General features: G+C 53.0%; 12 protein-coding genes. All 12 read left to right on the top strand.

From position 1 onward, the window contains the following. The first annotated feature begins 232 nt into the window (after positions 1–232). On the top strand, positions 233–1,144 hold the full coding sequence (locus tag J4772_RS26435; protein ID WP_209072087.1) for an ABC transporter permease: 912 nt from the start codon (positions 233–235) through the stop codon (positions 1,142–1,144). Positions 1,145–1,155: 11 nt separating this feature from the next. Then, a complete protein-coding gene (locus tag J4772_RS26440; protein ID WP_246016904.1) occupies positions 1,156–2,055 on the top strand; it encodes a carbohydrate ABC transporter permease in 900 nt (299 codons plus the stop codon). Between the two features lie 64 nt (positions 2,056–2,119). Further along, positions 2,120–3,667, top strand: coding sequence for an extracellular solute-binding protein (locus J4772_RS26445; protein ID WP_209072088.1), 1,548 nt, complete (start codon positions 2,120–2,122; stop codon positions 3,665–3,667). A 157-nt stretch (positions 3,668–3,824) separates the two neighbouring features. Further along, positions 3,825–9,563, top strand: coding sequence for an Ig-like domain-containing protein (locus tag J4772_RS26450; RefSeq protein WP_209072089.1), 5,739 nt, complete (start codon positions 3,825–3,827; stop codon positions 9,561–9,563). 130 nt (positions 9,564–9,693) lie between these two features. Continuing rightward, on the top strand, positions 9,694–11,481 hold the full coding sequence (locus tag J4772_RS26455; protein ID WP_209072090.1) for a glycoside hydrolase family 36 protein: 1,788 nt from the start codon (positions 9,694–9,696) through the stop codon (positions 11,479–11,481). A 126-nt stretch (positions 11,482–11,607) separates the two neighbouring features. After that, positions 11,608–12,558 (top strand): ABC transporter permease, encoded by a 951-nt coding sequence (locus J4772_RS26460; RefSeq protein WP_116064541.1) that lies wholly within the window; start codon positions 11,608–11,610, stop codon positions 12,556–12,558. Positions 12,559–12,574: 16 nt separating this feature from the next. Beyond that, positions 12,575–13,450, top strand: coding sequence for a carbohydrate ABC transporter permease (locus J4772_RS26465; RefSeq protein ID WP_209072091.1), 876 nt, complete (start codon positions 12,575–12,577; stop codon positions 13,448–13,450). Between the two features lie 88 nt (positions 13,451–13,538). Next, positions 13,539–15,203 carry an extracellular solute-binding protein gene (locus J4772_RS26470; RefSeq protein WP_209072092.1) on the top strand — a complete coding sequence of 555 codons (1,665 nt, stop codon included), beginning with the start codon at positions 13,539–13,541 and terminating at the stop codon, positions 15,201–15,203. Positions 15,204–15,464: 261 nt separating this feature from the next. After that, on the top strand, positions 15,465–21,110 hold the full coding sequence (locus tag J4772_RS26475) for an S-layer homology domain-containing protein (protein ID WP_209072093.1): 5,646 nt from the start codon (positions 15,465–15,467) through the stop codon (positions 21,108–21,110). 80 nt (positions 21,111–21,190) lie between these two features. Then, complete coding sequence (locus tag J4772_RS26480) at positions 21,191–23,035, top strand: cache domain-containing sensor histidine kinase (RefSeq protein WP_209072094.1); 1,845 nt, start codon at positions 21,191–21,193, stop codon at positions 23,033–23,035. Next, positions 23,028–23,834, top strand: a complete 807-nt coding sequence (locus J4772_RS26485; RefSeq protein WP_209072095.1) for a response regulator transcription factor — start codon at positions 23,028–23,030, stop codon at positions 23,832–23,834. The genes J4772_RS26480 and J4772_RS26485 overlap by 8 nt, the downstream gene beginning before the upstream one ends. Before the next feature lie 26 nt (positions 23,835–23,860). After that, entirely contained in the window at positions 23,861–24,949 is a 1,089-nt protein-coding gene (locus tag J4772_RS26490; RefSeq protein ID WP_209072096.1) for a glycoside hydrolase family 88/105 protein, read from the top strand. Positions 24,950–24,980 lie beyond the last annotated feature (31 nt).

Genomic DNA, 24,980 nt, shown 5'->3' on the forward strand with positions numbered 1-24,980 from the left:
AAATCAACGCACCACCCTCAAAAGCGTGTCCGGCCTAGAGCCAGAGCGCTTTTTTGGTTTGCCGTTCAAGGCCGATTTCCGTTCTGACAACCTCGCTTCCGAAATCAGAACCCGTATTTTCGCCGATTTCAGCACCGAATTCCAGGATGAGGACTGTACGCTGCTTTGCATGACGGCCTATGATTAAGCCTGACGAGGGACACACACAACATACTGAAGCAGGTGTGACACGATGAGCTTTTTTAGAGAGATTAGACAAAATAAGTATTTGTATGCATTGGCGCTGCCGGGCTTGATCTTCCTGATCGTATTCGCGTATTTGCCTCTGACGGGGCACTTAATCGCTTTTAAGAAATACAGGCTGGCGGACGGGTTGTGGGGAAGTCAATTTGTCGGGTTGGACAACTTCAAGTTTTTCTTTATGAGCAGCGATTGGTACAAAGTAACGTTAAACACGATCTTCTTGAACGGATTGTTCCTCGTATTCGGTCTGGGGATTGCGCTTGTGCTGGCTTTGTTTCTGAACGAAATTCGCCATCTCCTCTATAAGAAGCTTGCCCAATCGTTTATCTTCATTCCTTATTTTATTTCCTGGCTCGTCGTCAGCATGATGACGTTCGCCTTCCTGAACACGACCGATGGCGTGGTTAACAGAACCCTGGAGACGTACGGCTTAAGCCCTGTGAACTGGTACCTGAAGCCTGTAGTATGGCCGGGAATCTTGACGCTAATCTACGTGTGGAAGTTCGCAGGCTACTATTCGATTATTTTTCTGGCCGCGATAACGGGCATTTCCGGGGAATATTACGAAAGCGCCCGAATAGACGGCGCGACGCGGCTTCAGCAAATTTATCACATTACGCTCCCGTTAATCCGCAATGTTGTCGTTGTGCTCGGGTTGCTTGGCGTGGGCCGCATTTTCTACGGAGATTTCGGGATGATCTACGGCATCATCGGCGACAATAGCGCCTTGTACTCAACGACCGATGTCATTGATACGTACACCTATCGGGCGCTGCGCGTATTGAGCGATTTCAGCAAATCCTCCGCCGTCGTGCTGTATCAGTCGGTGATGGGCCTGATTACAATCGTTATTTTTAATCAAATCGCCAAGAAGATCGACAAGGATTCGAGCTTGTTCTAAGGGGGAGCACCATGAATTTGAATCGCGTGAAAGAAGATCGATCGCTGTGGGAAAGAAGCTTTGTGTACGGCATTTACGTATTCGTGGGCGTATTCGCTCTTCTTTGCTTCATTCCCTTCTGGCTGGTCGTAGTGAACTCGTTTGCAACGGAAAGCAGCATTAAACTGCACGGGATGCAGCTCATCCCCAAAGACTTCTCGTTGTATGCATACCAATACACGATGGCCGGCAAACAGATCGCGAGCAGCTATGCGGTTACAGTCTCGGTGACGTTAATAGGAACTTGCTTGGCCATCCTGATCACATCGATGTACGCCTACGTACTGGCCCACCAGAAAGTGAAATACCGCAATTACTTATCCTTCATGACTTATTTTACGATGGTATTCGGCGCCGGGCTCGTCGGCTTCTATATTCTGGTCGCGAATACGCTCGGATTGAAGGACTCGCTATGGGCGCTCATTCTTCCTTATCTATTGAACCCGTTTTTCGCCTTTATCATGGTGTCGTTCTTCCGCACCCTGCCCTACGAGATCAACGAAGCGGCGACAATCGACGGGGCCAACGACCTGACCATTTTTTTTAGAATCATTATTCCGATATCCAAGCCCGTTATCGCGACAGTGAGCTTATTTTATGCGCTGCAATATTGGAACGATTTCTATCTGGCGTTATTGTTTATCGACAACCATAATCTCCATCCGCTGCAGATTATGATTCGGCAAATCATCTCGAATGTAAATATCAATTCGTACGTCGGAGGAAGTCAGACGACTTACTCCCAGGCCATACCGACATACGGCGTGCAGTTGGCGACCGTGTGCTTGACGATTGGGCCGATTATTTTCCTGTACCCGTTTATTCAACGTTTTTTTGTGAAAGGCATTACGATTGGCGCGCTAAAAGGGTAGGCTTGTACCGAGATCGTTCGGTTGAGCATAGATACAAACTATTATGGGAGGTTGAATACGCAAGATGAAGAAGTCCATTGCGGCAGTACTCATGATGTTGCTGCTTGTCCAGATCGCGCTCGGCTGCAGCTCCAGCTCGAACAACGAAAGCGATGCCGAACAGACGGGAAGCCCGGCTGCCGTCGAAGGCGCGAAGCTCGATCCGGTCACGCTGAAGATCATCATTCCGGGGGATCGCCCGGCGGATATGGATTTGGTCATTGCCGAAGCCGAGAAAAGAATGGCGGACACGATCAACGTGAAGCTGGATATTGTATTCATACCTTGGTCCGATCTTGCTTCGAAAACGCAGGTCATGCTGGCATCCGGCGAGAATGTGGATTTGATCTTCGATGCGCCGTGGCTGCACATGGAACAAATGATTGCCGCGGGCTATTACGAGCCGCTGGAGGAGCTGCTTGAGAAGTACGGACAAGACGCCGTAGCCGTCAGATCGCAGCAAATGTTCGATGCGAACAAATTCCAGGGCAAAGTCTACGCGCTTCCGCTCGGCAACTCGCATCTGAACGGAAGAACCTATCTGGTTCGCAAAGACTTGAGAGAAAAATACGGCGTACCGGAAATTAAAACCTATGAAGAGCTGATCGATTTTGCGTACAAGATCAAACAGAACGAAAAGAATATCATCCCGATTTTGGCCAAAGGTCTTCCCGGACAGAAGGATCAGGCCTGGGGCGCGTACAGATCGTTCATGACCTTCAGTCCCGAGATTTTGCGATCGGACGCTCTGGGACAGAGTATTATTCTGCATTACAAAAACAATGACGGCAAGGTGTACAACCTGTTCGACGAGATGGACCCTATGGTGTGGTCATGGATTGAAGAGGCCCGCAAGCTGTATACGGAAGGGCTGATTCATCCGGACGTGCTGGCGATTAAGGATGCCGATACGATCTTCGAGGCAGGCAATATCGCGATCTATGCCACGAACGACTTCGGCGTGCCTACCAAAATATCGACGGCAATCTCGCAGAATACGCCTGGCGCCGAAGTGGAGGCTGTAACGTTCATGCCGCTGGAAAAGGGCAAAGTAACGACAAACTTTAAGCAGGCGAACTTCCAGGCGATTCCTAAGGTGAGCAAGAACAAGGAACGCGCCATGATGTTCTTGAACTGGACGGCCAAGAAGGAAAATTACGATCTGCTTGCTTATGGGATCGAGGGAAGGAACTACGAAGCGATTGGCGACGACCAATACAAGTCTCTCCCGGATAGCAAATACGGCTTCTTCCCTTATGCATGGGTATGGAACCCGACGTTGGATCGCTTGAATGCGGGCTTCGACCCCGTATCGATTGAGCATTACAAGTTCAACGCCAATGCAGACAACTTGATCGCAAGCGTATTGACCGGCTTTTCCTTCGATCCGGAGCCTGTCGCGAACGAGGTTTCTCTGTACAACGCAATCGAGGACAAGTATTATTCGGCTTTATTTAACGGAGTGATGGACCCGACGGAAACCTGGAACGAGCTGAAATCCGAAGGGGAAGGCTACTTGAAGAAGATCCAGACCGAGCTTCAGAAGCAAATCGACGAGTTTCTGAAGAAATAGAGACGGATCGAGATGGCAGGTTGAGTATTCGGCTTGATCAAGCGAATACTCAACTTCCTATCGGAGGTGTAGAGCAGCCAGCCTTAAGCAATTTGTAAAGCGCTTTCTTATCATTCGTTTTACCCTAATTCTCTTAAACAATGGAGGTAACTCGAGGATGGTTATGAAAAGCAGGAAAATCGTAAGCGCGCTTCTGGCGTTTGTGCTTGCATTCGCCAATATGCCTGCGCTGCAAGCCGCGAAGGGCGAGTCCGAAATATGGGTGAATTTGCTCACTCAAGATATGGATACGCAATTTGCCGGCGGCACGAGTCCTTTTACCTTGGAAAACAGCGCAAACGGCGGTTCTCAGAAAATCGTGCAGATCGATGGCAAAAATGCCGTTGAATTTCGCGATTCGTCGGTGAACAACGAAAACCAGGGCGGCTATTTTTATTACCAATTGGCTAGCGGGGCGCTTGTCTCCCGGATCAACCAAGTTTATGCGCTGCCGGTCGGGTCCGCGCCGGTTGAGTTTGTATTGGAATATAAGCTCAAGCGCACCGCTGCCAGCGATAAACCGATCAACAACGATATTTACGCGCGGGTGCAATTCGGCAATTACGACAATGTGCTGATTCCCCGTTTCCCTGTACCGGACAAGTCGACCATAACAAATACGGCGGCCTACAAGAACGCGGCGCCGAATGAAATGCTGACCGTGAATGATAGCGATATCGCCAGCTACCGGATGACAATCGTGCCGAACGGCGGTCAGAGGTTGATCTCGACCTTCAAGCTGGAATTTTCCGTCCGCGTCAATTCGGGCGGCACGGATGAAGCGATTGCGGTCACCGACCTGGCTGTATATGAAGTCATGCAGGATGCGGCGGAGGTCGATACCGAGCCGCCAACGGCGCCCGCCAACTTGACGGAGTCCGGCAAGACGGATACGAGCGTTAATCTGACCTGGACGGAAGCGACGGACAACGTCGGCGTTACCCGGTACGATATATACCAGAACGGCCAATTGATCGGCTTTGTGGGCGGATTGCTGACCAGCTACACCGCAAGCGGGTTAACTCCGAATACGACCTATCAATATACGGTTAAGGCAAGAGACGCGGTCGCCAACATCTCGGGTGCCAGCAATGAAATCTCGGTGACGACGAATCCTTCCGCTGGCGGATTGCCGGAGCCGTTCGGTAATTTGGACATCGGCAGCGTCAGATTGGCGGGAAGCGCGACTTACGATGAGTCTACAGCAACGTTCACGCTTAAAGCTTCCGGAGCCGACATATGGGGCACTGACGATTCCTTCCATTATATGTACCGACCATGGGTAGGCGACGGACAAATCGTTGCGCGCGTCGCCAATATGGAGAACACGGTTGCATGGACCAAGGCCGGCGTCATGATTCGCGAAAGCATATCGCCTCAATCCCGTCATGCTATGATGGCGGTCTCGCCTTCCAACGGCGTTGTATTCGAGGATCGCTTAACGCCAGGAGGGGCTTCGACTTTAACGACGGGCGCCGCGGCGCCGGCTCCTTATTGGGTGAAGCTGGTTCGTATAGGCAATGTGATCAGCGCGTACGATTCCGCGGACGGAGAGAACTGGACATTGGTTAAGAAAGAAGTCGTCAGTTTGCCTGAAACCGTTTACTTCGGATTGGCTTTGACGAGTCACGACGTTAATCGGCTGAGCGTGACGGAATTCAGCGATGTCAGCATCGAAGACGTACCGCCGCAGGAGAGCAATTATTCCCCTTTTCCGGGAACGATCGAAACCCGCAAGCAATGGCTATGGAACAAAACCAAGGCGATGTCGGAAGTCGGCGGACCCATGAACATTGTTCAGTACGTGGCGCAAATTCTCGATGGCCAGAATGTAGCCGGAAACTTGAAGAAGCTGGACGACATGTACAAAACCCACGATTGGGAGGAGTACAAGACGGTTTCCAAAATGTATGCCTATCTGCTGGTCGGAGACCAGTTCGACAGCACGATGATGCAGCATGTCAAAGATTATTTCGCAGGATATAAGTACGCCAAGCTGAACCAGACTGAGAATCTCAGGATGAGCAACTATGTATCGGGCTATCTCGTAGGCCAGTACCTGCCGGACGTTGTGGATCTCGTAGGCGCCTACCCTCGGACCGTTCCTTATAACGAAGGGGGAGGCAACTCGGGGGCAACGCTGAAAGCGATGAACAGAGCCAATATAGAAGAGATGATAGACGCGGGCGTACATGATGGCTGGGCGGAATACGAGAGTCCGGAATACACGTTTATGACCTATCTTTGCCTGAACGCAATCTACCAATATACGGATGAGCCGGATTTTAAGCAAAAGGTAAAAATGGCCATGGACGTGATGTGGTTTGAGTGGGCGAACGACTGGATCGACGGCCAGTTTATTTCCACGTCAAATCGGGCCAAAGGCGACAGCGTATCCGTAAGCGATCCGTCATGGAGAGGCGTTGACCATACGGCTCTGTCCTGGATGTACTTCGGCGCACACCGCGCGCAGGAAACGATCGGAGAGTCGGATGCGATGGTGCCCTCCGCTTACCGGCCGTATCTCGAGTATCTGGGCATGGTTTATGCGCCAAGCATGACCTATACGCCGCCGGATATGGCGATTCGAATCGGACAGCTGACGGACAAAGATTACACTTACCGCAAGACGAACCTGCAAAACTCGAGCGGTCGCAATCTGAAAACTTACCGCCAAGCGTATGTTAAGCCGACCTGGGGCTTGGCGACGGAAGTGACGTACAACCGGGTGGATAACTGGATCGAAGATATTCCGGTCGCCTTGCGCTGGCATTCCTCATCGCCGGATTCCTTATTCAGAGTTAACGCCGATCAGGGCACCAGCCCGATCGGGAACTACGACCAGCCGGAGAACCACCGAATCATGCAGGATGAAAAAGCGGCTGTGGGCGTGTTCAAATCGTTAAGCGCACCGGGCGCGACGGACAATTTCCTTAACGCCATGTATCCGGATACGGGGTCGATCAAGAAGAAGGAAGAGCAATCCGAATGGGTGTTTAGCGATACGGGGTCGATGTACTTTGCCTTTAAGATGATCAAGCCGTATTCCTGGTATTATCAGACGCCTACCGATCCGTCGAACAAAGTCAAGACGACGGCTCAATTGCATCCGACCGCGCAGCTGTCTTACAGTTACAACATTCTTCGCAGTCAGGCGGACAAGAACGGCTGGGTGCTGGAGACGGCCGATGCCTCGGAATATTCGGACTTGGACAGCTTCAAGAATGCGATTCTTACGAGGACGACGTTGGACAGCTCGCACATCGACGATGCCAACCCGCGGCTCATGTATACGAACTTAAGCGGACATGTCATGGACATTACGTTCGACTTAGCCTCGGGATCTTACAACAATACGCACAAGATCGACGGAACGGCGATCGACTATGCTTCGTTTAAGCTCTTTGACACGCCGTGGCTGCAGCAGGATATCGATTCGGAGATATTTACCGCAAGTCAGGGCGGCGAAGCCTTAACTTATGATTTTGCGAGCTGGACGATCTCCAATAAAGATCCGAATGTCATTGTCGATGCTACCGGCGTTACGCTGAGCCCCTCGACACTTACGTTAGCCGCAGGGAAATCGGCGAGCCTAAAAGCCATTTTCGAGCCGATGGATGCCACGAATAGAAACGTAACCTGGAATTCGAGCAATACGTCTATTGCAACAGTTAGCGCAAGCGGCAAGGTGACGGGGATCGCGCCGGGAATGGCGGTCATTACGGTAACGACGGAAGACGGCTCCTTCACTGCGGATTGTACGGTCACTGTAGTCCTTGAACCGTTTCTGGACGACAGCTTTCAAGAGGGAATCGCCAATTGGGAGTCGTACAGCAGCACAGTATGGCAGATCAAGGGCAGCGGCGCAGCATCTCAGCTAGCGGGTTCGACAACGCTCACGGGGCCTCAGCGCATCATGGTGAAAGCCTCCCTGCTGCCCTACACGACGCAGGATTACAGCATGGCGTTCACTGCAACCGCGGATCGCTTCCGGACGATGTTCCGATATACTTCCGGAACGAACTATTATTTCTTGGAATTCAAGAGAAACGTGAACGTCGATGTTGTAGAAATGTGGAAGTACGCGGATTCCTCCAGCCCGTCTCAGGTGGGGACGACTGTAGATATCCAAGCGCTGATCCCGGATTTTAATCTGACGGAGAGTCATCGATACGAGTTCGAAGTGTACGGGAACGAGTTCAAGCTATTTACTGACGATACTTTGATCGCGACTTTTAACGATGCATCGCTGCAAGCCGGAGGGGTTGGATACGCTCTGAAAAGCGTCGGCCCGGAAGTTAACCTGCTCGTAGACGAGGTTCGCATTATGCCGATTGTCGCAGCTCCGGTGACGGTTGAGGTGACCGGTGTATCGCTGAATCAAAATACATTAGCGCTTAATGTGGGCGATACGGCGACGCTGCTTGCCACAGTCAATCCGGCCGATGCAACGAACAAAGCGGTTACTTGGAAGACAAGCGACCCGTTGATTGCAACCGTGGACAGCAACGGCAAAGTAACTGCCGTTAGTGCGGGTACTGCCGAGATTACGGTAACGACGGTCGACGGCGAATTCGGCGAAACCTGCGTTGTCGCCGTAACGGCTAAAAACGATAGCTCGCCAGGCGGAAACGAAGGCCCGGATGACGGTTCGGGGCAAACTCCTGGAACGGGAGGCGGTCAGACGTCAACGCCTCAGGGGCCTGCGACTGGAACGACTACCGTTCCGTCGGCACCTCCGGCTGCATCCGAAGGAATCGTAACCGTTCCGGCGGATTCGCTCAAGAACGGCTCCAATGGCAGAAGCGTCGTTGAACTGCCGGCGAATACGACGGAGGTTAAGCTTCCCTCGAATGCGGCAGCGCTTCTGGGAGAGAACAAGCTTGAAGTGAAGACGGATGAGCTGGTTCTTGAAATTCCCTCAGGATTGTTCAAGCAGTTGGCAGGGCAAATTTCTGCTGCAGAGCTGCAAGGCAGCGTCATCTCGCTGAAGCTTGAGTCATTGAAGCCTTCCGATGCGCAACAGCTTCTTGCCAAGGGGCAGCCATTCTCTAACGCAGCCATCCAACAAGGCAGCGCTATATACGAGCTGAGCTTGACCCTTACAACGGAAGGCGGCACAACCAAGAAGCTGACGACATTCGATCAGCCGATCGTGATTCGCTTGAAGGTCGAAGCTTCAATGAATCCGAAGCTGACAGGCATTTATTACATCGCCGACGATGGACAGCTTGAATGGATCGGCGGACAATACGCCGATGGCGAGATGACCGCGCTCATTCACCACTTCAGTAAATACGCCGTTCTTGAAGTGAAGAAGAACTTCGCGGATCTGGCGCCCGCGCATTGGGCGTACAAGGTAATTCAGGAACTGGCGGCAAAGCAGCTTATCCTGGGGACGAGCGCGACGAAATTCGAGCCTAATCGGACCGTTACGAGAGCGGAATTCGCGGCGATGCTGGTGAAAGCGCTGAAGCTGACGAAGACAGGCGTTATGCCGTTCGGAGATGTGCCCGCAGATAAGTGGTATGCGCAAGCGGTGTCTATCGCCTATGAAGCGGGAATCGTCAACGGCACGGGCGCAGCGACATTCGATCCCAACGGTAATATTACGCGGGAGCAGATGGTTGTAATGACGATGAAGGCGTATCGAATGATCGACGGCCCAGCGGCGGAAGTCGCGGGCGCGGCATTCACAGATGCGGCGCAAATCTCGCGATGGGCGGTTAAGGACGTGAAGGAGGCGGCAGTGCTGGATCTGGTTCGAGGCCGGGCGTCAGGCCGGTTCATGCCGAAGGGCAACTCGACGCGCGCGGAAGCCGCACAAGTGATTTATGGGCTGATCAGCCTGCAATAGGATTAAGACGGATGCCATCCTCGCTAGGGGAGGCATCCGCTCTACAACCATTCAAACGATGCCGGATGAAGCCATGCTGCAATCGGGCTAACTTTCTTATTGTCTAAAACAGGCTGGAGGAACCGCAAGTATGCCAATTTTAAACCATTTAAGACCTGATGCTTATCAACTGACCGGAGGCGGGGGCAATTTTCAGGCAACGGTTAACGTAGAGTCGCCCGAGGATGGCGTCGTTCTTGTTCGTATCCGGGTAACGGCGAGCGAGCCGGAGACGCCGCCCGTTTTCCAATTGATTTGGAAGCATCCGATTGCGGATATTCACGGCGTGTGGCATCCGAACGGTTATCGCAACCGTGGGTTGGCCCCGGATTGGACGGGCGGTTATAAAAGCAATTCAACAAATTCGGCGCCTGTCGTCAGTTTGTTCAGCGGCAATGGACTCAGTCGAATGACCTTTGCTTTCTCGGACACGCTTAACCCGATTGTCTGCAAAGCCGGCATCCATGAGGAATCGGCCGAGTTTCACTGCGCGATCCGTCTGTTCGAAGAGCCGATGCCGCCAATTGATGGCTATGAAGCGACATTGCGAGTCGATTACCGGGATCTGCCCTACTACGATTGCTTGAACGAGGTTCAGCAATGGTGGAGCGGGCTTCCGGGATTGCGGCCGTCGCCCGTACCGCAGATTGCCTATGAACCGATGTATTCAACCTGGTACAGCTTCCATCAAGACGTGGAGCCGGAGTCCATCGAAGAGCAGTGCCGGCTGGCAAAAGATTTGGGCTGCGAAACGGTCATCGTAGACGACGGCTGGCAAACCGCCAACAATGCGCGCGGATATGCCTATTGCGGAGATTGGGAAGTTAACGCGGACAAAATACCCGATATGAAAGCCCATGTCGATCGGGTTCATCGTCTCGGCATGAAATACATGCTGTGGTATTCCGTGCCCTATGTGGGCATGCACAGCAAAGCCTGGGAACGATTCCGCGACAAAATGCTGTACACGGTCGAATCGCGCGGCTGGGGAGTCGTCGATCCGCGTTTCCCGGAGATCAGGTGCTATTTGATAGGAATCTATGAGCAGGCGATGCGGGAATGGGGGCTGGACGGCTTTAAGCTGGACTTTGTCGATAGCTTTAACCTGCCAGAGGGCAAGCAGTGCGAAGTCGGAGGCGGACGGGATTTTGTTTCCGTGCCGGAGGCGGTCGATCGGCTGATGTCCGACGTGATGGAGCGGCTTCGCGCCATTAACCCGGAGGTCATGATCGAGTTTCGTCAGAGCTATATCGGGCCCTATATGCGCAAATACGGCAATATGTTCAGGGCGGCGGACTGTCCGAACGACTCCTTGGAAAATAGAGTGCGCACCCTGGACATCCGTCTGTTGAGCGGAAATACCGCGGTTCACGCCGATATGCTGATGTGGCATCCGGAAGACCCTGTGGAAAGCGCAGCGCTTCAGCTGATCAACGTGTTGTTTGCGGTGCCGCAAATTTCCGTCAAGCTGGATCGCCTGCCGGCGGACCATGTCAAGATGGTCGCCTATTGGATGGGCTTCTGGCGCGAGCATCGATCCGTTCTGCTGAATGGTCGTCTGGAGCCCTATCACCCCGAGCTGCTGTATCCGCTCGTCGTCGCAAGCGACGCGGACAAGTGGATTGCGGCTATCTATCATCGTACGGTTCTTACGATTGACATTGAAGAGTCGCAGACGATGATCATCGTTAACGGAACGAGGAGTAGGGGGGTGTATATCGAGCTTATGGCGGGAATCGAGAGTCGACCGATGGAAATCAAAGATTGTATGGGGAACGTCGTTGAGCGTTCCGAATTGCGGTTGTCCGCAGGCATTCATGCCCTTGAGATTCCTCCCGCAGGGGTCATGATTCTAGCGGCCGGCCGATCCGATAAATAGGATTTTTCACGGGTATTATCGTTCTCCATTCCGGTTTTCCGGCCCTATCTTTTCAGATAAGCTAGCACTGTAAACACTTTCATGACGTCGGAGACGGCTTAAGAGAGAGGATAGGAGGAAAGCAAGATGGAGCGAGTTGCCGCCGGGATATCCAAGAAACAAACGCCGCTGCCGAGGCGGAGGCTCAAGCAGATTTGGAAGTACAAGCTGCTGTATCTATTGCTGCTTCCCGCATTTGCATGGGTGTTCATTTTCGATTACCTCCCGCTTAACGGGATCAGAATCGCGTTTATGGACTACAACATCGTGCAGGGATTTCCGGCGAGCCGTTGGGTCGGATTCCAGCATTTCAATGCGCTCTTCGAGTCCGAAATGTTTCGCAACGCTTTTAAGAATACGTTGATTATCAGCCTGTACAAAATGATCAGCGGGTTTGTGGCCCCGATCGTATTGGCGCTCTCGCTAAACGAAATTCGCAAGCGCTGGTTTAAGAAAACGCTGCAAACGGCCGTTTACTTGCCGAGATTCGTGTCCTGGGTCGTATACGGAGGGATTGTTACCATTCTGCTCTCCCCGGAAACAGGCTTGATTAACAAGGCGGTTGAGTTTTTCGGCGGTACGCCGGCCTACTTGCTCGTTGAGCCTAATTACTTTCGAACGATTCTGGTCGTTACGGATGCGCTTAAGGAGATGGGCTGGGCGGCGATTATCTATATCGCAGCGATCGCGGGACTTAACCCGGAGGTGTACGAGGCGGCGACAGTGGACGGAGCAACGAGGTTTAAGAAGATGCTTCACGTTACTTTGCCGGGAATTACCGGGACGATCATTGTCATCTTCATATTAAGGGTCGGATACGTGATGAGCGCCGGATTGGATCAGATCATCAATTTGTACAATCCGATGGTGTTCGAGGTGGGGGATATTCTCGATACTTACATCTACCGGGTAGGGATCGAGCAGTTCAACCTTAGCCTTGCCGCCGCGGCCGACGTTATCAAAGGCGTCATCGGATTCGTACTGGTGCTCGTCGCCAATCAGATTGCCAAAAAAGTCAATGATTCCGGTATTTTCTGACAAGGAGGGGGAACCCGTGAAGCTAACAAGAGGGGAATCCGCATTCGTCGCCTCCAACTACGTTGTGCTTACACTGTTGACTTTAATTATTGTGATTCCTTTCTGGTATGTCCTAACTGTGTCGATTACGCCGTACTCCCAATTCAGCGAGAAGAACGGCATGATCCTTTTTCCCTCAAGCTTCAGCTTGGAGTATTACAAGTACTTGTTGAAGGAAGGCTCGATGATCTATCAGTCCTACGGGAATACGATCCGGAACACGGTCGGGGGAGTTGCGCTGGCGCTGTTTCTTACCGTGACTTCGGCTTATGCGCTGGCAGAGAAGAAGCTGCCGGGACGAAGGATCATCATGGTGTATTTTGTGCTCACGATGCTCTTCCGGGGCGGAATGATTCCTACCTACATCACGATCAAGCAATTGGGATTGTTGAATACGAATATCGTGCTCATCCTGGTCATGGCCTACAGCGCGTTCAACATGATTATTATGAAAACCTTCTTCGAAGGCATTCCCGAAAGCTTGCGAGAATCGGCTGCCATTGACGGCGCTTCCGAGTTCACCATTTTAAGGCGGATCGTGCTCCCCTTGTCCATGCCGGCTATTGCAACCGTCGGACTTCTCTACCTGGTCGTGTACTGGAACGATTTCTTCAATGCTCTGCTCTACGTATCGGATTGGCACAAAGCGCCCGTTCAGCTTGTCCTGCGAACCATCATCGCCAGCTCCAGCCTTCCGCCGGAACTGCTAGAGGCGGCCGGATCGGCTCCCCCGCCCACAATCGGCATTCAGATGGCCGCAATCGTAATCGTGGCGCTGCCGATGATGGTGATTTATCCGTTCGTCCAGCGTTTTTTCGAACAAGGGATGCTGATCGGGTCTGTAAAAGGTTAATTGTTCGTCCGTACTGCCGTACTTCCGGTTTATCCCCACAAGGGTAAATATAAATCAAGCGGATTTTATATGAGGAGGTCAATTGTTCATGTCTCAGCAAAAGAAAAAATGGTCTTATGGCGTCGTTGCTGCCGCACTGACCGGCGTACTGATGGTGACGGGATGCAGCAACAATAACAGCGGCAACGCTTCGCCGTCCGCGACTCCGTCGCCGTCGGCATCGTCGGTGTCTTCCCCGTCTGCCTCGGCGTCGGAAACGCCCCAAGCGGAGGAGCCTTATGAGCTGAAGTGGCTGAAGGCGCAAGATATTTCCAAGCCTTACGATCCTGCGCAAGATGTCGTTAAGCAAGCGATTGAGGAAAAGCTCAACATTAAAATTATTCCCGAGATGGTAGATGTCCAGCAATATAAAACGAAGCTTAATCTGAAGATGGCAGGCGGCGATATTCCGGATGTCGTCAGAATCGATTTCGCCGACGATTTCCAGAAATATGCGCAGCAGGGCGCTTTCGTCGATCTGACGGATCTGATCAATGAGACGGATACGCCTAACATTATGCGTGAAGTATCGGCGGAAGCGTTCGAGCAGGCGAAGGTAAACGGCAAAATTTACGGTATCCCTTACCAAGGCGGGCCGGGAGCGGGTTACCGTTGGGACCTGGTCATGCGAATGGATTATTTGAAGGAAATCGGCGCCGAGACTCCGAAAACGCTGGATGAATATTACAACGTTCTAAAGCAAATCAAAGCGAAGTATCCGGACGTCATTCCGCTTGGCGGATATACGGCACAGATCGGCGACGTGAAATACGCCAACAACTCTTTTGACAACATCTTCGGCGCGTTCAGCGTCACTCCGGGCTTCTTCACGGAGAAGGACGGCAAGTTCAGCAACTATGACATTGAGCCGCAAATGAGAGAAGCGCTTCTATTCCTGCAGCAAATGTATAAGGAAGGGCTGATCGACAAGGAGTTTGCGACGATCAAGGAGGAGCAGCTGCGGACCAAGCTGTACAGCGGCAAGCTGTTCTCCTGGATGGGCTGGTGGTCTACGCCGGGCGGATACGATACGCAGATTGAGACGAATATGCTGATCAAGAGCGGCGATCTCAAGGCGGACGGCACGCTCCCGGATCAATCCAACGAACCGTACAAATATTTAACGCTGACGGATTCGCTTGTCGGTCCGGACGGGAATGCGGTAGCGCCGGCCGGAGCGCCGTTCTCCCAGATGAACGCGATCAGCGTAAAGACGAAAGATCCCAAGAAAGTGCTGGCGATTATCGAGGAGTCGCTATCCCCTGAAAACCAAATGCTGACCGTATGGGGCATCGAAGGGGAAGATTACAAGGTCGAGAACGGCACGATGAAGGCGGTAACCGATCTGGTCGATCCGACCACGATGAAGGATCCGGACGGACACTTCCGCGGCATCCAGAGCTATCTGTTCGCTCCCGGCCTGAACGGCTGGCCGCGTTATCTGGAGTCGTTGCCGCTGCGATTTGCAGAATCGCTGGGCACGGCGATCAATAACAAGTATCAGATCAGAGACGCCTCCAACTACTTGGAATCTCCGACGAAAATCGCCAAGCTGGTCGAGTTGAACACGATGCGCGATTCCGTATTTACGCAAATCATTATGGGCGGCGATATCAAGAAGTTCGACGACTTCGTGGAAAAGTGGAAATCGCAAGGCGGTTCGCAAATTTTGAGCGAGCTCGAAGCCTCCTTCAAAGTGAAGTCGGGAAAATAACAGCTTGAACGAAGGGGCTGTTCCATAAGCCAACCAAGTTGCTCAGAAAGATAATCGATGAACAAGGTGACAGGGGTATGTACCTCCCTCCGATGCTATACGCTCCTGAAATTTGAATTGGGAAACCCGTGGCAAGGTGATTTCAGGAGCGTATGAGGCAGTCTCCGGGAGGTACATATCCCTTCTTTATCCATCGATCATCTCAAGCAACTCTGCTTATGGGACAGTCCCATTCAAACTATTATTCAAGGGGGTTAACGGATGAGAAGGCTTATACGGAGCCTGTCTATATTGGTCATCGTTGCTATGATTCTGCCGATGCTCCCGGCTGCGACGAAAGCGGCGGATCCGGCCTCGCTGTACGAGGACGATTTTTCCGGAGGGCTGGGCAATTGGGATTTGTTCGGCAGCGCGGCATGGCAGGTTCAAGGAACCGGAACGGAAGCCCAGTTGCAAGGATCGACGTCATTGACGGGACCTCAGCGTGCCGTAGTGAAGCAGACGCAGCTGCCTTACACGATCGCGGATTACAACCTCGAATTTACGGCGCAAGGCGATCGCTTCAGGACGATGTTCCGCTATTCGTCCAGCACAAGCTATTATTTTCTGGAATTCAAAAATGCCAGCTATGTTGAGTTGTGGAAATATCCGAACTCCTCGGCAACAGAAATGGTCGGAGCTCCTGTGAACATTGGCGCTGTCCTGCACGGCTTTAATCTGACGGATTGGCACCAGTACAGAATTGAAGTGAAGGGAGCTGAATTTAAGCTCTATATCGACAATTCTCTTGTAACCGTTTTCTCCGATGCTTCTCTTCTTTCCGGGGGAATCGGCTTTTCATTAAAAAGTCTGACAGCGAGCACAGCTGTCTATCTCAATGTGGAGCAGGTATCGGTTAAGCCGGTTGCCGCAGCGACAGACCCATACTCAATCTCGCACACGCCGTTGATAGAGGTTCCCTACAATGCCGACATGCCTGTAGCTTTTACCGTCGCGAATGCTACAGCCTCTGCGACAGCGTTAATCCACTATGGCTACGGTGACGATTCGCTCGATCTTGTTTTACAGCCTCCTAAGATTGGGGAAGGCGTCTATTCCGGAGTGATCCCGGGTTCGAACCGAACCGATAAAATCCGGTATTTTATTGCCGTTCAGGATGAGGAGGGCAATGCCGCACGCTATCCGGAGTCTGGAGAAGCGGTGGTCGCTGTCGGACAGATTGAGCCGTACTTGAACAATTTCGACGCTGTGCCGCCGAATACGGTTCCTGCGGATTGGACCGTGGGGGGCAATACTAGAGTCGTCGAGATGCCGGATGGCAATAAGGTGCTTAATCTGAACGGATCGGGCAGCGCCAAGCTGAACCTTCCCGTGTACCAGAACGTGGACAATTTTATCGCCAAATTCAAAGTGAAGTATGCCAGAACAAGCGATGCGGTGCAAAATACTTGGCGGTTCCGTTACCGGGCAACGGATGACGCGAACAACAATGCGATGGAATGGGCGACGCATAATTCCAAGTATTTTATCATGCGCAAGACGACGCTGGGCGGCAATTACTACGTGGCGAACTACGTCAAGTCGCTGCTGGACGAGTGGCACGAATACGAGCTTCGAGTAAGCGGAATTACGCACAAGCTGTTCATTGACGGCGTCGAAATCGCCAGCGGTGAGGATTCCGATGCGCTCGCGCCTATCAAGGGCTATTTTCAGTGGAACGTAGTCGGCGGGATTAACCTGATGATCGACGACTTCTCGATCGAGCCGATGCAGTCGCCTTTCGTGGTGGACCTTCAGCCGTCGGGCAATTATGCGGGAATTTACACGCAGGACGAAGTGCCCGGTCTAGCGCTCGCTTTGGATTCCGGATCGCAAGCGCACGATGTGCAGCTGGATTATACGGTGCGCCGTGCGGATGGAGCGCGGGAGATTGTCGCATCCGGTACGAAAGACTATCAGTTGGCTGCATATGCATCCAGCTTTGACGTATTGCCGTTTGACCCGCAGCTGCAAGCCATTGGAACCTATGAGGTCTCGACCGATTTCATGGTGGATGGCGCGATTCGCCCGGACTTGTCAAAACGGATGCGACTTGCAGTTATCAAGAACGCGGCTCCGGTCGGAGAGCTGGATCTGGACAATGAAAGCAAGTTCGGATTAAACACTCATTATGCGCTGAACTGGAAGGACGATATTATCGATGGAGCCCGCAAGATGGGAGCCCGGCACCATCGCTCCGGCATTTCGTGGGAGGATGTGGACAGAAACGTAAAGGATTTATCGGGAGCGCCCATCTACGATTACAGCCGAGTGGAGCCGCAGCTGGACAAGCTGTTCTCCTACGGATTCAATCAGATCACCGTGCTGTCGATCGACAAGAACGCCAACTATCAGTCCGGCACGATCAATAGGACGGACTCCTTGAAAGCGATGGGAGATTTCGTGACGAATGTCGTTGCCAAATACAAGGACAGGATCAGGCAATGGGAAATGCCGAACGAGCCGGAGATTTTCTCCAAGCCGTACATTCCCGCGGAATTCGTCCAACTGCAGAAGATTGCCTATCTCAACATGAAGAAAGCCGATCCGAATGCGATGCTGCTCGCCGGCGATCATACTTCCAGCGTACTGAGCGTCCTGCCCAAAGAGCTTGAACTGGGTTCATACGATTATGCGGATGCTTATTCTTATCATCCCTATGTATACAACTCCATGCCAGACGGCAACTTGCAAAATCTCGTTAACGGCGTGAAAAGCCTGGTAGACGCTTACGGCGGCTGGAAGGATTACTATTTGACCGAGGGCGGCTGGCCGACTGCGAAGAGCGGTTATCCATCCGTATCGGAAGAGGTTCAACGAGACTATATCGTTCGCGCCTTTCTGAATTATATGATCACGGACCAGGTGAAGGCATACGAGTATTACGATTACAAAAACGACGGAACCGACGACCGTTATTACGATATTTTCTGGGGAATTACCGACAATAACGGGCGGCCGAAGCTCGCTTATGCCGCAGTTAACCAATTGATGACCCAATTGGATAAAGCGCGTTACATCGGAAACTGGGATACCGGTAATCCGGATGCTGCCGTTCATCTATTTCTGAATGACGGACAGCCCGTCCTTACAGCCTGGAAGAAGGTGGACCATAAGGACAACCCGGCGGTTAAGCCGCCAACCGCGACACTAACGCTTCCCTTCGGCGCGGCGGGCGTGCAGGTGACGGATATTAACGGCGTTGACGTTCCCGTGTCGGAGGCTGCCGGCCGCGTACAACTGAATGTATCGGGTTCGCCGATCTATGTGACGGGAGCGCCGGCCGAGTTTGTATTCCAGGCTGCGGCTAAGCTGCTGCAAGACAAGAAACAAGAAGCCGTAACCAAGCTGAACCGGGTACAGACTGTGGAAAACGCTGCGCTTATTGCCGACGATGTGGCCGAAATCGAGCGCATTGCTGCTCAAATCGAGGCGGTAGCCGGCAATGGAGATCAGGCTGCGGAATTGGAGCAGGGCATCCGGTCCGTGTATTCGCTTATGTCGCAAATCGCCGGACAGATCGAGAATGGCTCCATCGAAGGCGCTCCCGGTTATGTTGCGCTGGAGGCCCTATATAATTGGGCGGAGAGCGCTTCGGTCGCGTTAGTGTACGCGCTCTCCGGCATAGGCGCGAATAGCTTGGATTACAGTCATGCAGCGGAAGCTGCGGCTGCTGTATTCCATGCCAAGAAAGGCGAATACAACGTCATGCCCGTTTCCGAATCGGCGGTTCTTCGTCTGAACCGATATGGCAGACTGGCGGAAGCGGCTTTCGCGCGAGGCAGCTATGCGGAAAGCTATGCCTATAATTTGCTGGCGCGGGAATTTGCGGGAACGGTTGAGACGATGGTCGCATCCGAACCGGCTAAATTTATTGGAGTGCTGGCCAACGTTACGCCGACCCAGGTGAACGGGGAAGCCGGTTACACGATGGCGTTTAATCTCTCCTTCGTGAACAGTACGAACGCTCCGCAGCCGGTAACGGTTCATATAAAGCTGCCGGATGGATGGGAAACTGCGCAAACCGAGCTTGATAGCCTGGATCTGACGATTCCTGCGCAAAGCGAGCTTGAACGGGTACTGCAAGTGCTTGTGCCGGAAGGAACCGTTAAAGGGCGCTATGAGCTTGAGTTTACGATCGTGCATAACGGATCGGCGTTCGACACGAAGAAAGTGGAGCTAACCGTTGAGGAAGGACTGGCCGCGAAGCTTCTTCCGGTTAAACAGACGATTGAAAATCTGGATGTCGTATCCGTAGTGTTGACCGGCACATCCTCTGCGGAGAAGGCGGGGGAAGTTACCCTGAAAGGGCCGGACGGCACTTTATTAGAACCGGTCGCCTCCTCTACGTTCAGCGGTCTGAAGAAGGGCGATCGCATACAATTGGATTTCCGTTGGACGTATCGTCAGCCTGCGGCTTTTAATGCCTATTTCGTCGATCTGCAGGTGAACGAGTCGGCGAGCGGCAAAGTCATTTTCCACGACGAGGCCATGCCTCTGGACTTTAATTTGATTCAGTCGTCGGGCGATATCACGGTGGATGGAAACTTGCAGGACTGGAGCGATGCCTATCCTGTACACCTGCGCAGGAATGATCAGAATGCGGCAGGGTTCCACGATCCGAACGGCCTTGAGGCGACGGCGTATGCGAAGTGGACAGATGCCGGGATGTATTTCGCTATAGCTGTGCGGGACAATGTACACAAGCAATCCGAGAATGCGGCGAACCTGTGGAAGAACGATTCCATCCAGATCAGTCTGGATCCGTTGAATAGACGGGAATCCCCTTACGGCGCCGCCGATACCGAATGGGGGTTTGCGCTCGGTGATGACGGCAGACATCTGGTGAATATTTTCTATTCGGCCCCGCCCAATCCGAATGGCGACGTAAGCGGACAAGTCCCTTTTGAAGCGATTCGAGACGAAGCGGCTGGCATGACCTATTATGAATTAATGATTCCGAGCGCCTACGTGAAGGATTTGAAACCGTCGCTCGGCCAGACGATCGGATTTAATGTGGCGGTCAACGATGCGGACTACCAGAACGGACGGGACAACTTTATCCAGTGGACGCAGGGAACGGCCGACTCGAAAAGCCCTGCGCTCTACGATCGATTCGAATTCATCGATCACCATCCGTCGACTCCAGGCGGCGGAGAGGGCGAAGGGAATGGCGGCAATGGGGGCGGCAATCCATCCACAACGCCTCCAACATCGGGGGGAAATCAGCCTCCGGCGTCTTCCGGGTCTGCAACGACAACTGAACCGGGGACACCGCTTAAGCCTGACGGTAACGGCACGAATACCACTGAAACGCCAGCTAATCCCGCGAAGGAGTTTGCCGATCTGAAGCCAAGTCACTGGGCTTATGCCATCATACGGGAATTGGCGGAAAAGCAGATCGTTCAAGGAACAAGCGCCGGGAAGTTTGAGCCTAACCGGACGATTACGCGGGCGGAATTCGCGGCGATGATGGTGAAAGCGCTGAAGCTGACGAAGACAGGCGTCATGCCGTTCGGGGATGTGCCCGCGGATAAGTGGTATGCGGAGGCGGTATCCATCGCATACGAAGCGGGAATCGTCAACGGCACGGGCGCAGCTACATTCAATCCCAACGGTAATATTACGCGGGAGCAGATGGTCGTGATGACGATGAAGGCTTATCGAATGATCGGCGGTCGAGCGACGGAGGATACGGGTGCGGCATTTACGGATGTGGCGCAAATCTCGGGCTGGGCGGTTGAAGATGTACAGGAAGCGGCGGCGTTGGGGCTGGTTCGAGGCCGTGCGTCAGGTAGATTCATACCGAAGGGCAATTCAACTCGCGCGGAGGCTGCGCAAGTAATCTACAATTTAATTAACGGATAATGAAGTAGGGAGCCCCTCATCCGGCCGGAGTCGGCTGTGGGGGCTCCTACAATCGCATCTGGCGAAGGAGGCTGGTCAGGATGATCGCACGTCATGCAAAGCTGCTATCGCGGCTCAGTCTTCCTATATTTGCGTTGATCGTTATCATTATCGCTTTTTTCGCTACGGCAGCCAGTTACATTCTTATTCGGGTACAGAATGACCATACGTTAAATATGGCGAATCAGTCGATGAAATTCGTCTACAGAAACATCTGGTATCAGTTCGAAACGATGAATAATGTGGCAGGCTTTATTCTGAGCAATCCTTCTATTGAAGGGTTGCTAGATCGCAGATACGAGGAAGCTTACGATGCGGTCGGGGATTATTTCGCGTTGCGGACGAATCTGGAAAATTTGTCCTTGCTATCTCTTCTGAATGATACCGGTTCGCGCAGTACGGCCCAGAAGTCTTATGCCATCTCGATTGCCTTGGAGCCGGGAAGCGGGTTATACGGCATCGCAACCGATCATTTCGATCCGATACCCGGGATCTATAAATATGAAGATTTGCAAGACCAAATCTGGTATCACAGCTTGAAGAGCGGGACACGGCAGACGGAATGGTGGGGGCAGCGGACGGGACAATCCAATTCTGCGATGATCTATTCCGCGAGAATAAAGACGAGCATTAAAGACGGCCGCAGCGTCGGAGTCGTCATCGTAGGCGCGGATACGGGCAGTATTCGCAGCGTATTCGAGAATGCGCAATTGGAGAAGGGCTATCATCTCCTGCTGGACGAAAACAATCGGGTCATCTACAGCGAGCGGTACGGCTTCCTGGAATCGGTGGGAGAATTGCCGTTTATTCGCGAATTGGAAGGCGCTAAAGGATCGCAGGTGGCGAAGGTGGACGGCGAGCAGCATCGCGTCATGTTCGATACGTTCACGAATGGCTGGAAGCTGCTGACGGTTGTGCCGGAAAGTCATTTTACTCAATACACGTTCGCCATATCGGCGATTGGCGCGGCTACGGCGATTGCCGCTCTGCTCGTCGCAGGCGTTATTCTTCGCAGAATCGTCGTCAAAGTCACCGTTCCGATTACGCGGCTTGTCTCGGCGATGCATCGTCCGGAGGTGCTGGAATTTAAGGAGCCGCTGCCGGAACAAAATTCGGGGATCTACGAAGTGGACGAGCTGGGTCAGAAATTTTCGTCTATGCTCGTTACGCTGCACGCGCTGATCGAGAAGTCCTTCGTCGAGGAAATGGAACGCCGCCAGCTTCAACTGGAGCTGCTGCACGCTCAGATCAACCCTCATTTTCTATACAATACGCTGGATCTGATCAATTGCCGCGCGATTATGGCCGGGGATCGGGAGTCGAGCCAAATTGTGCGTTCGCTGGCCAATGTTTTCCGCCATAGTCTGAACCGGGGAGAGGCTTGGATCTCCTTGAGGGACGAGGTGAACCAGGTAGAGGCTTATCTTCATATTCAGCAGATGATGATGGATAACCTGCAAGTGGATATTCAGGTGCCGGACGAGCTAATGGCGGCCAGTGTCGTTCATTTATCCCTTCAGCCGCTCGTGGAGAACGCGATCAAGCACGGGTTTGCGGGCCAAGTCTCGAATTGCCGCATCGGAATAACGGCCGGCAGGACAAATAAGGGGCTTGTGCTGCGCGTTGAAGATAACGGACAAGGCTGCGACCCCGTCAGGATGAATCGGCTGCTGCGCGATCACCCGGGAATTGCTTCCGGCGGGAAAGCAGGCGGAGTCCGATCCGGCTACGGCACGCTGAATGTGCATCGGAGAATCCAATTGCATTGCGGAGAGGCTTACGGCTTGCGATACATCGCTACAGATACGGGAACCTGCGTCGAGATTGAGATGCCCTTCCGTATAGCAGAGAGAATACCGGGTCAGGAGGAGTTGGCGAATGTATAAGCTGTTTATTGCCGAGGATGTAAAAACCGTACGCGAAACGCTGGTACACGCTATAGACTGGCATAGCTTGGGGATTGTCATGAGCGGTGCGTTCAGCAACGGAGAGGAGGTGCTTGCCCGTCTGGATGCGGAGGAGCCGGACCTAATCTTAACCGATATCGGAATGCCGAAGATGGACGGTCTGGAGCTGATTCAGGCGCTGCAAGCCCGCAAGCCCGATATTCGCTGTATCATCCTATCCGGGCTGAACGAATTCGAGCATGCAAGAACGGCCTTGAAGCTTCAAGTGCTCGACTACGTCTTGAAACCGATCGACCCGGCCGAGATCGAGCAAGTTCTGGCGCGCGCGGTGCGAGCGCTGAAGAAAGAACGGGAGGAACGCCGAGAGTTGGATTTGGCGGAGCGGGTATCCAGGAATAAGCTGCCGAATCTGTCCGAGCTTCTTCATGGCGGGGAATTGTCCGGAAATTTGAAGAAGAAAAAGCTGGTCGAGCAAGCTGTACAGTATGTGAAGGCGCAGTATATGCGCAAGGAGTTGGCCTTATCCGATGTTGCTGCTGCCGTCGGACTAAGCGAGAAATATATGAACCTGCTCGTTAAAGAAGTGACGGGTATGACGATCAACCATCTGATCATTCGACTTCGGATGGAGGAAGCTGCCCGGTTATTAAAAGATCCTGCGAATCGGATTAATGAGATTTGCGGCCGGATCGGCTATACAGATTTGGATCATTTTCGAGAAAGCTTCAAAAAGCATTACGGATTGACGCCCACGGAGTATCGCAACCAACTATTGTAACGGGGATGGGGAGAGAGGAGCTTGGCATGAATAGAGAAACCTTGGAGAAGAAGGCGCGTCAAGTCTATCAATATATGATGTACAGCGAACGGACGCAGTGGGGCAATCATGAATGGATCGACTGGGCGATGAATATCGATCGGTGGGATTGGAATGCCGGGGTCGGCCTTATTGCGGCAGCCGAATACAGGAGAGCGGCGGGAGAGGAGCGTGTCATTGGCGAGGTCGAGGCTTGGGTAACGCGAAATCGAGATCAGTCCGAAGCTGTCAGGGTGATCAATGCAATGGCGCCTTTCGCCGTCTTTCCGCAATTGTACGATAGGCAGAACAATCCGTACTATAGGGAGAAAACAAAAGAGATCGCGGAGTGGATGGCGGCGCAGTCCCCTCGTACGAGAAACGGCGCCTTCGAGCATACCGTGACGGAGAAGGCCTCGTTCCGCGAACAGATATGGGCCGATACTATCTTCATGGCTGTTCTGTTTCTTGCCCGCGCCGCGCGGCTTCTGTCGGATCACCGGATGGCAGACGAGGCGTTGAGACAAGTGCTGCTGCATCTTCGCGCCTTGCAGGATGAGGAGACGGGCTTGCTCTTCCACGGATGGAACTGCGAGGCGGGCGACTGGATGTCGGCTGCGCGCTGGAACAGAGCGAATGCCTGGAACGCTTGCGGGATTCCGATGATTCTGGAGGAGCTGGCAAGCTGCGGCTTCGACGTCGGCGAGAACGAGATGCTGACCGAGATTAAGATAAGGTACCGCCGACTCATCGACGCGCTTGCACTGCGCCAAAATGCAAGCGGATTGTGGCCTACCGTACTGGATCGCCCCGACTTTTATGAGGAAACGTCGGGCTCGGCGGGGATTGCCTGCGGCATTTACAAGGCTGCTCGAATGGGACTTGCCCCGGCCTCCTTGAAAGAGAGCGCAGACCGGACGGTCTTGGCGATGGTTGCGTACATAAGCGACAATGGCGCCGTTCGCGGAGCTTCCGGGGGAACGCCGGTGCTGGAAAGTGTAGCGGCGTACAACAAGGTTCCGATATTTCCTACTGTATACGGTCAAGGATTGACGCTGCTGCTGTTTGCGGAAGCTCTGCGCCGGACGGAAGGGTAGAGTAAACGACACTCGAACGGCGATTCGTTCT

It is taken from the genome of Cohnella sp. LGH (assembly GCF_017671885.1).
In the GTDB taxonomy this organism is placed as follows: Bacteria; Bacillota; Bacilli; order Paenibacillales; family Paenibacillaceae; genus Cohnella; species Cohnella phaseoli.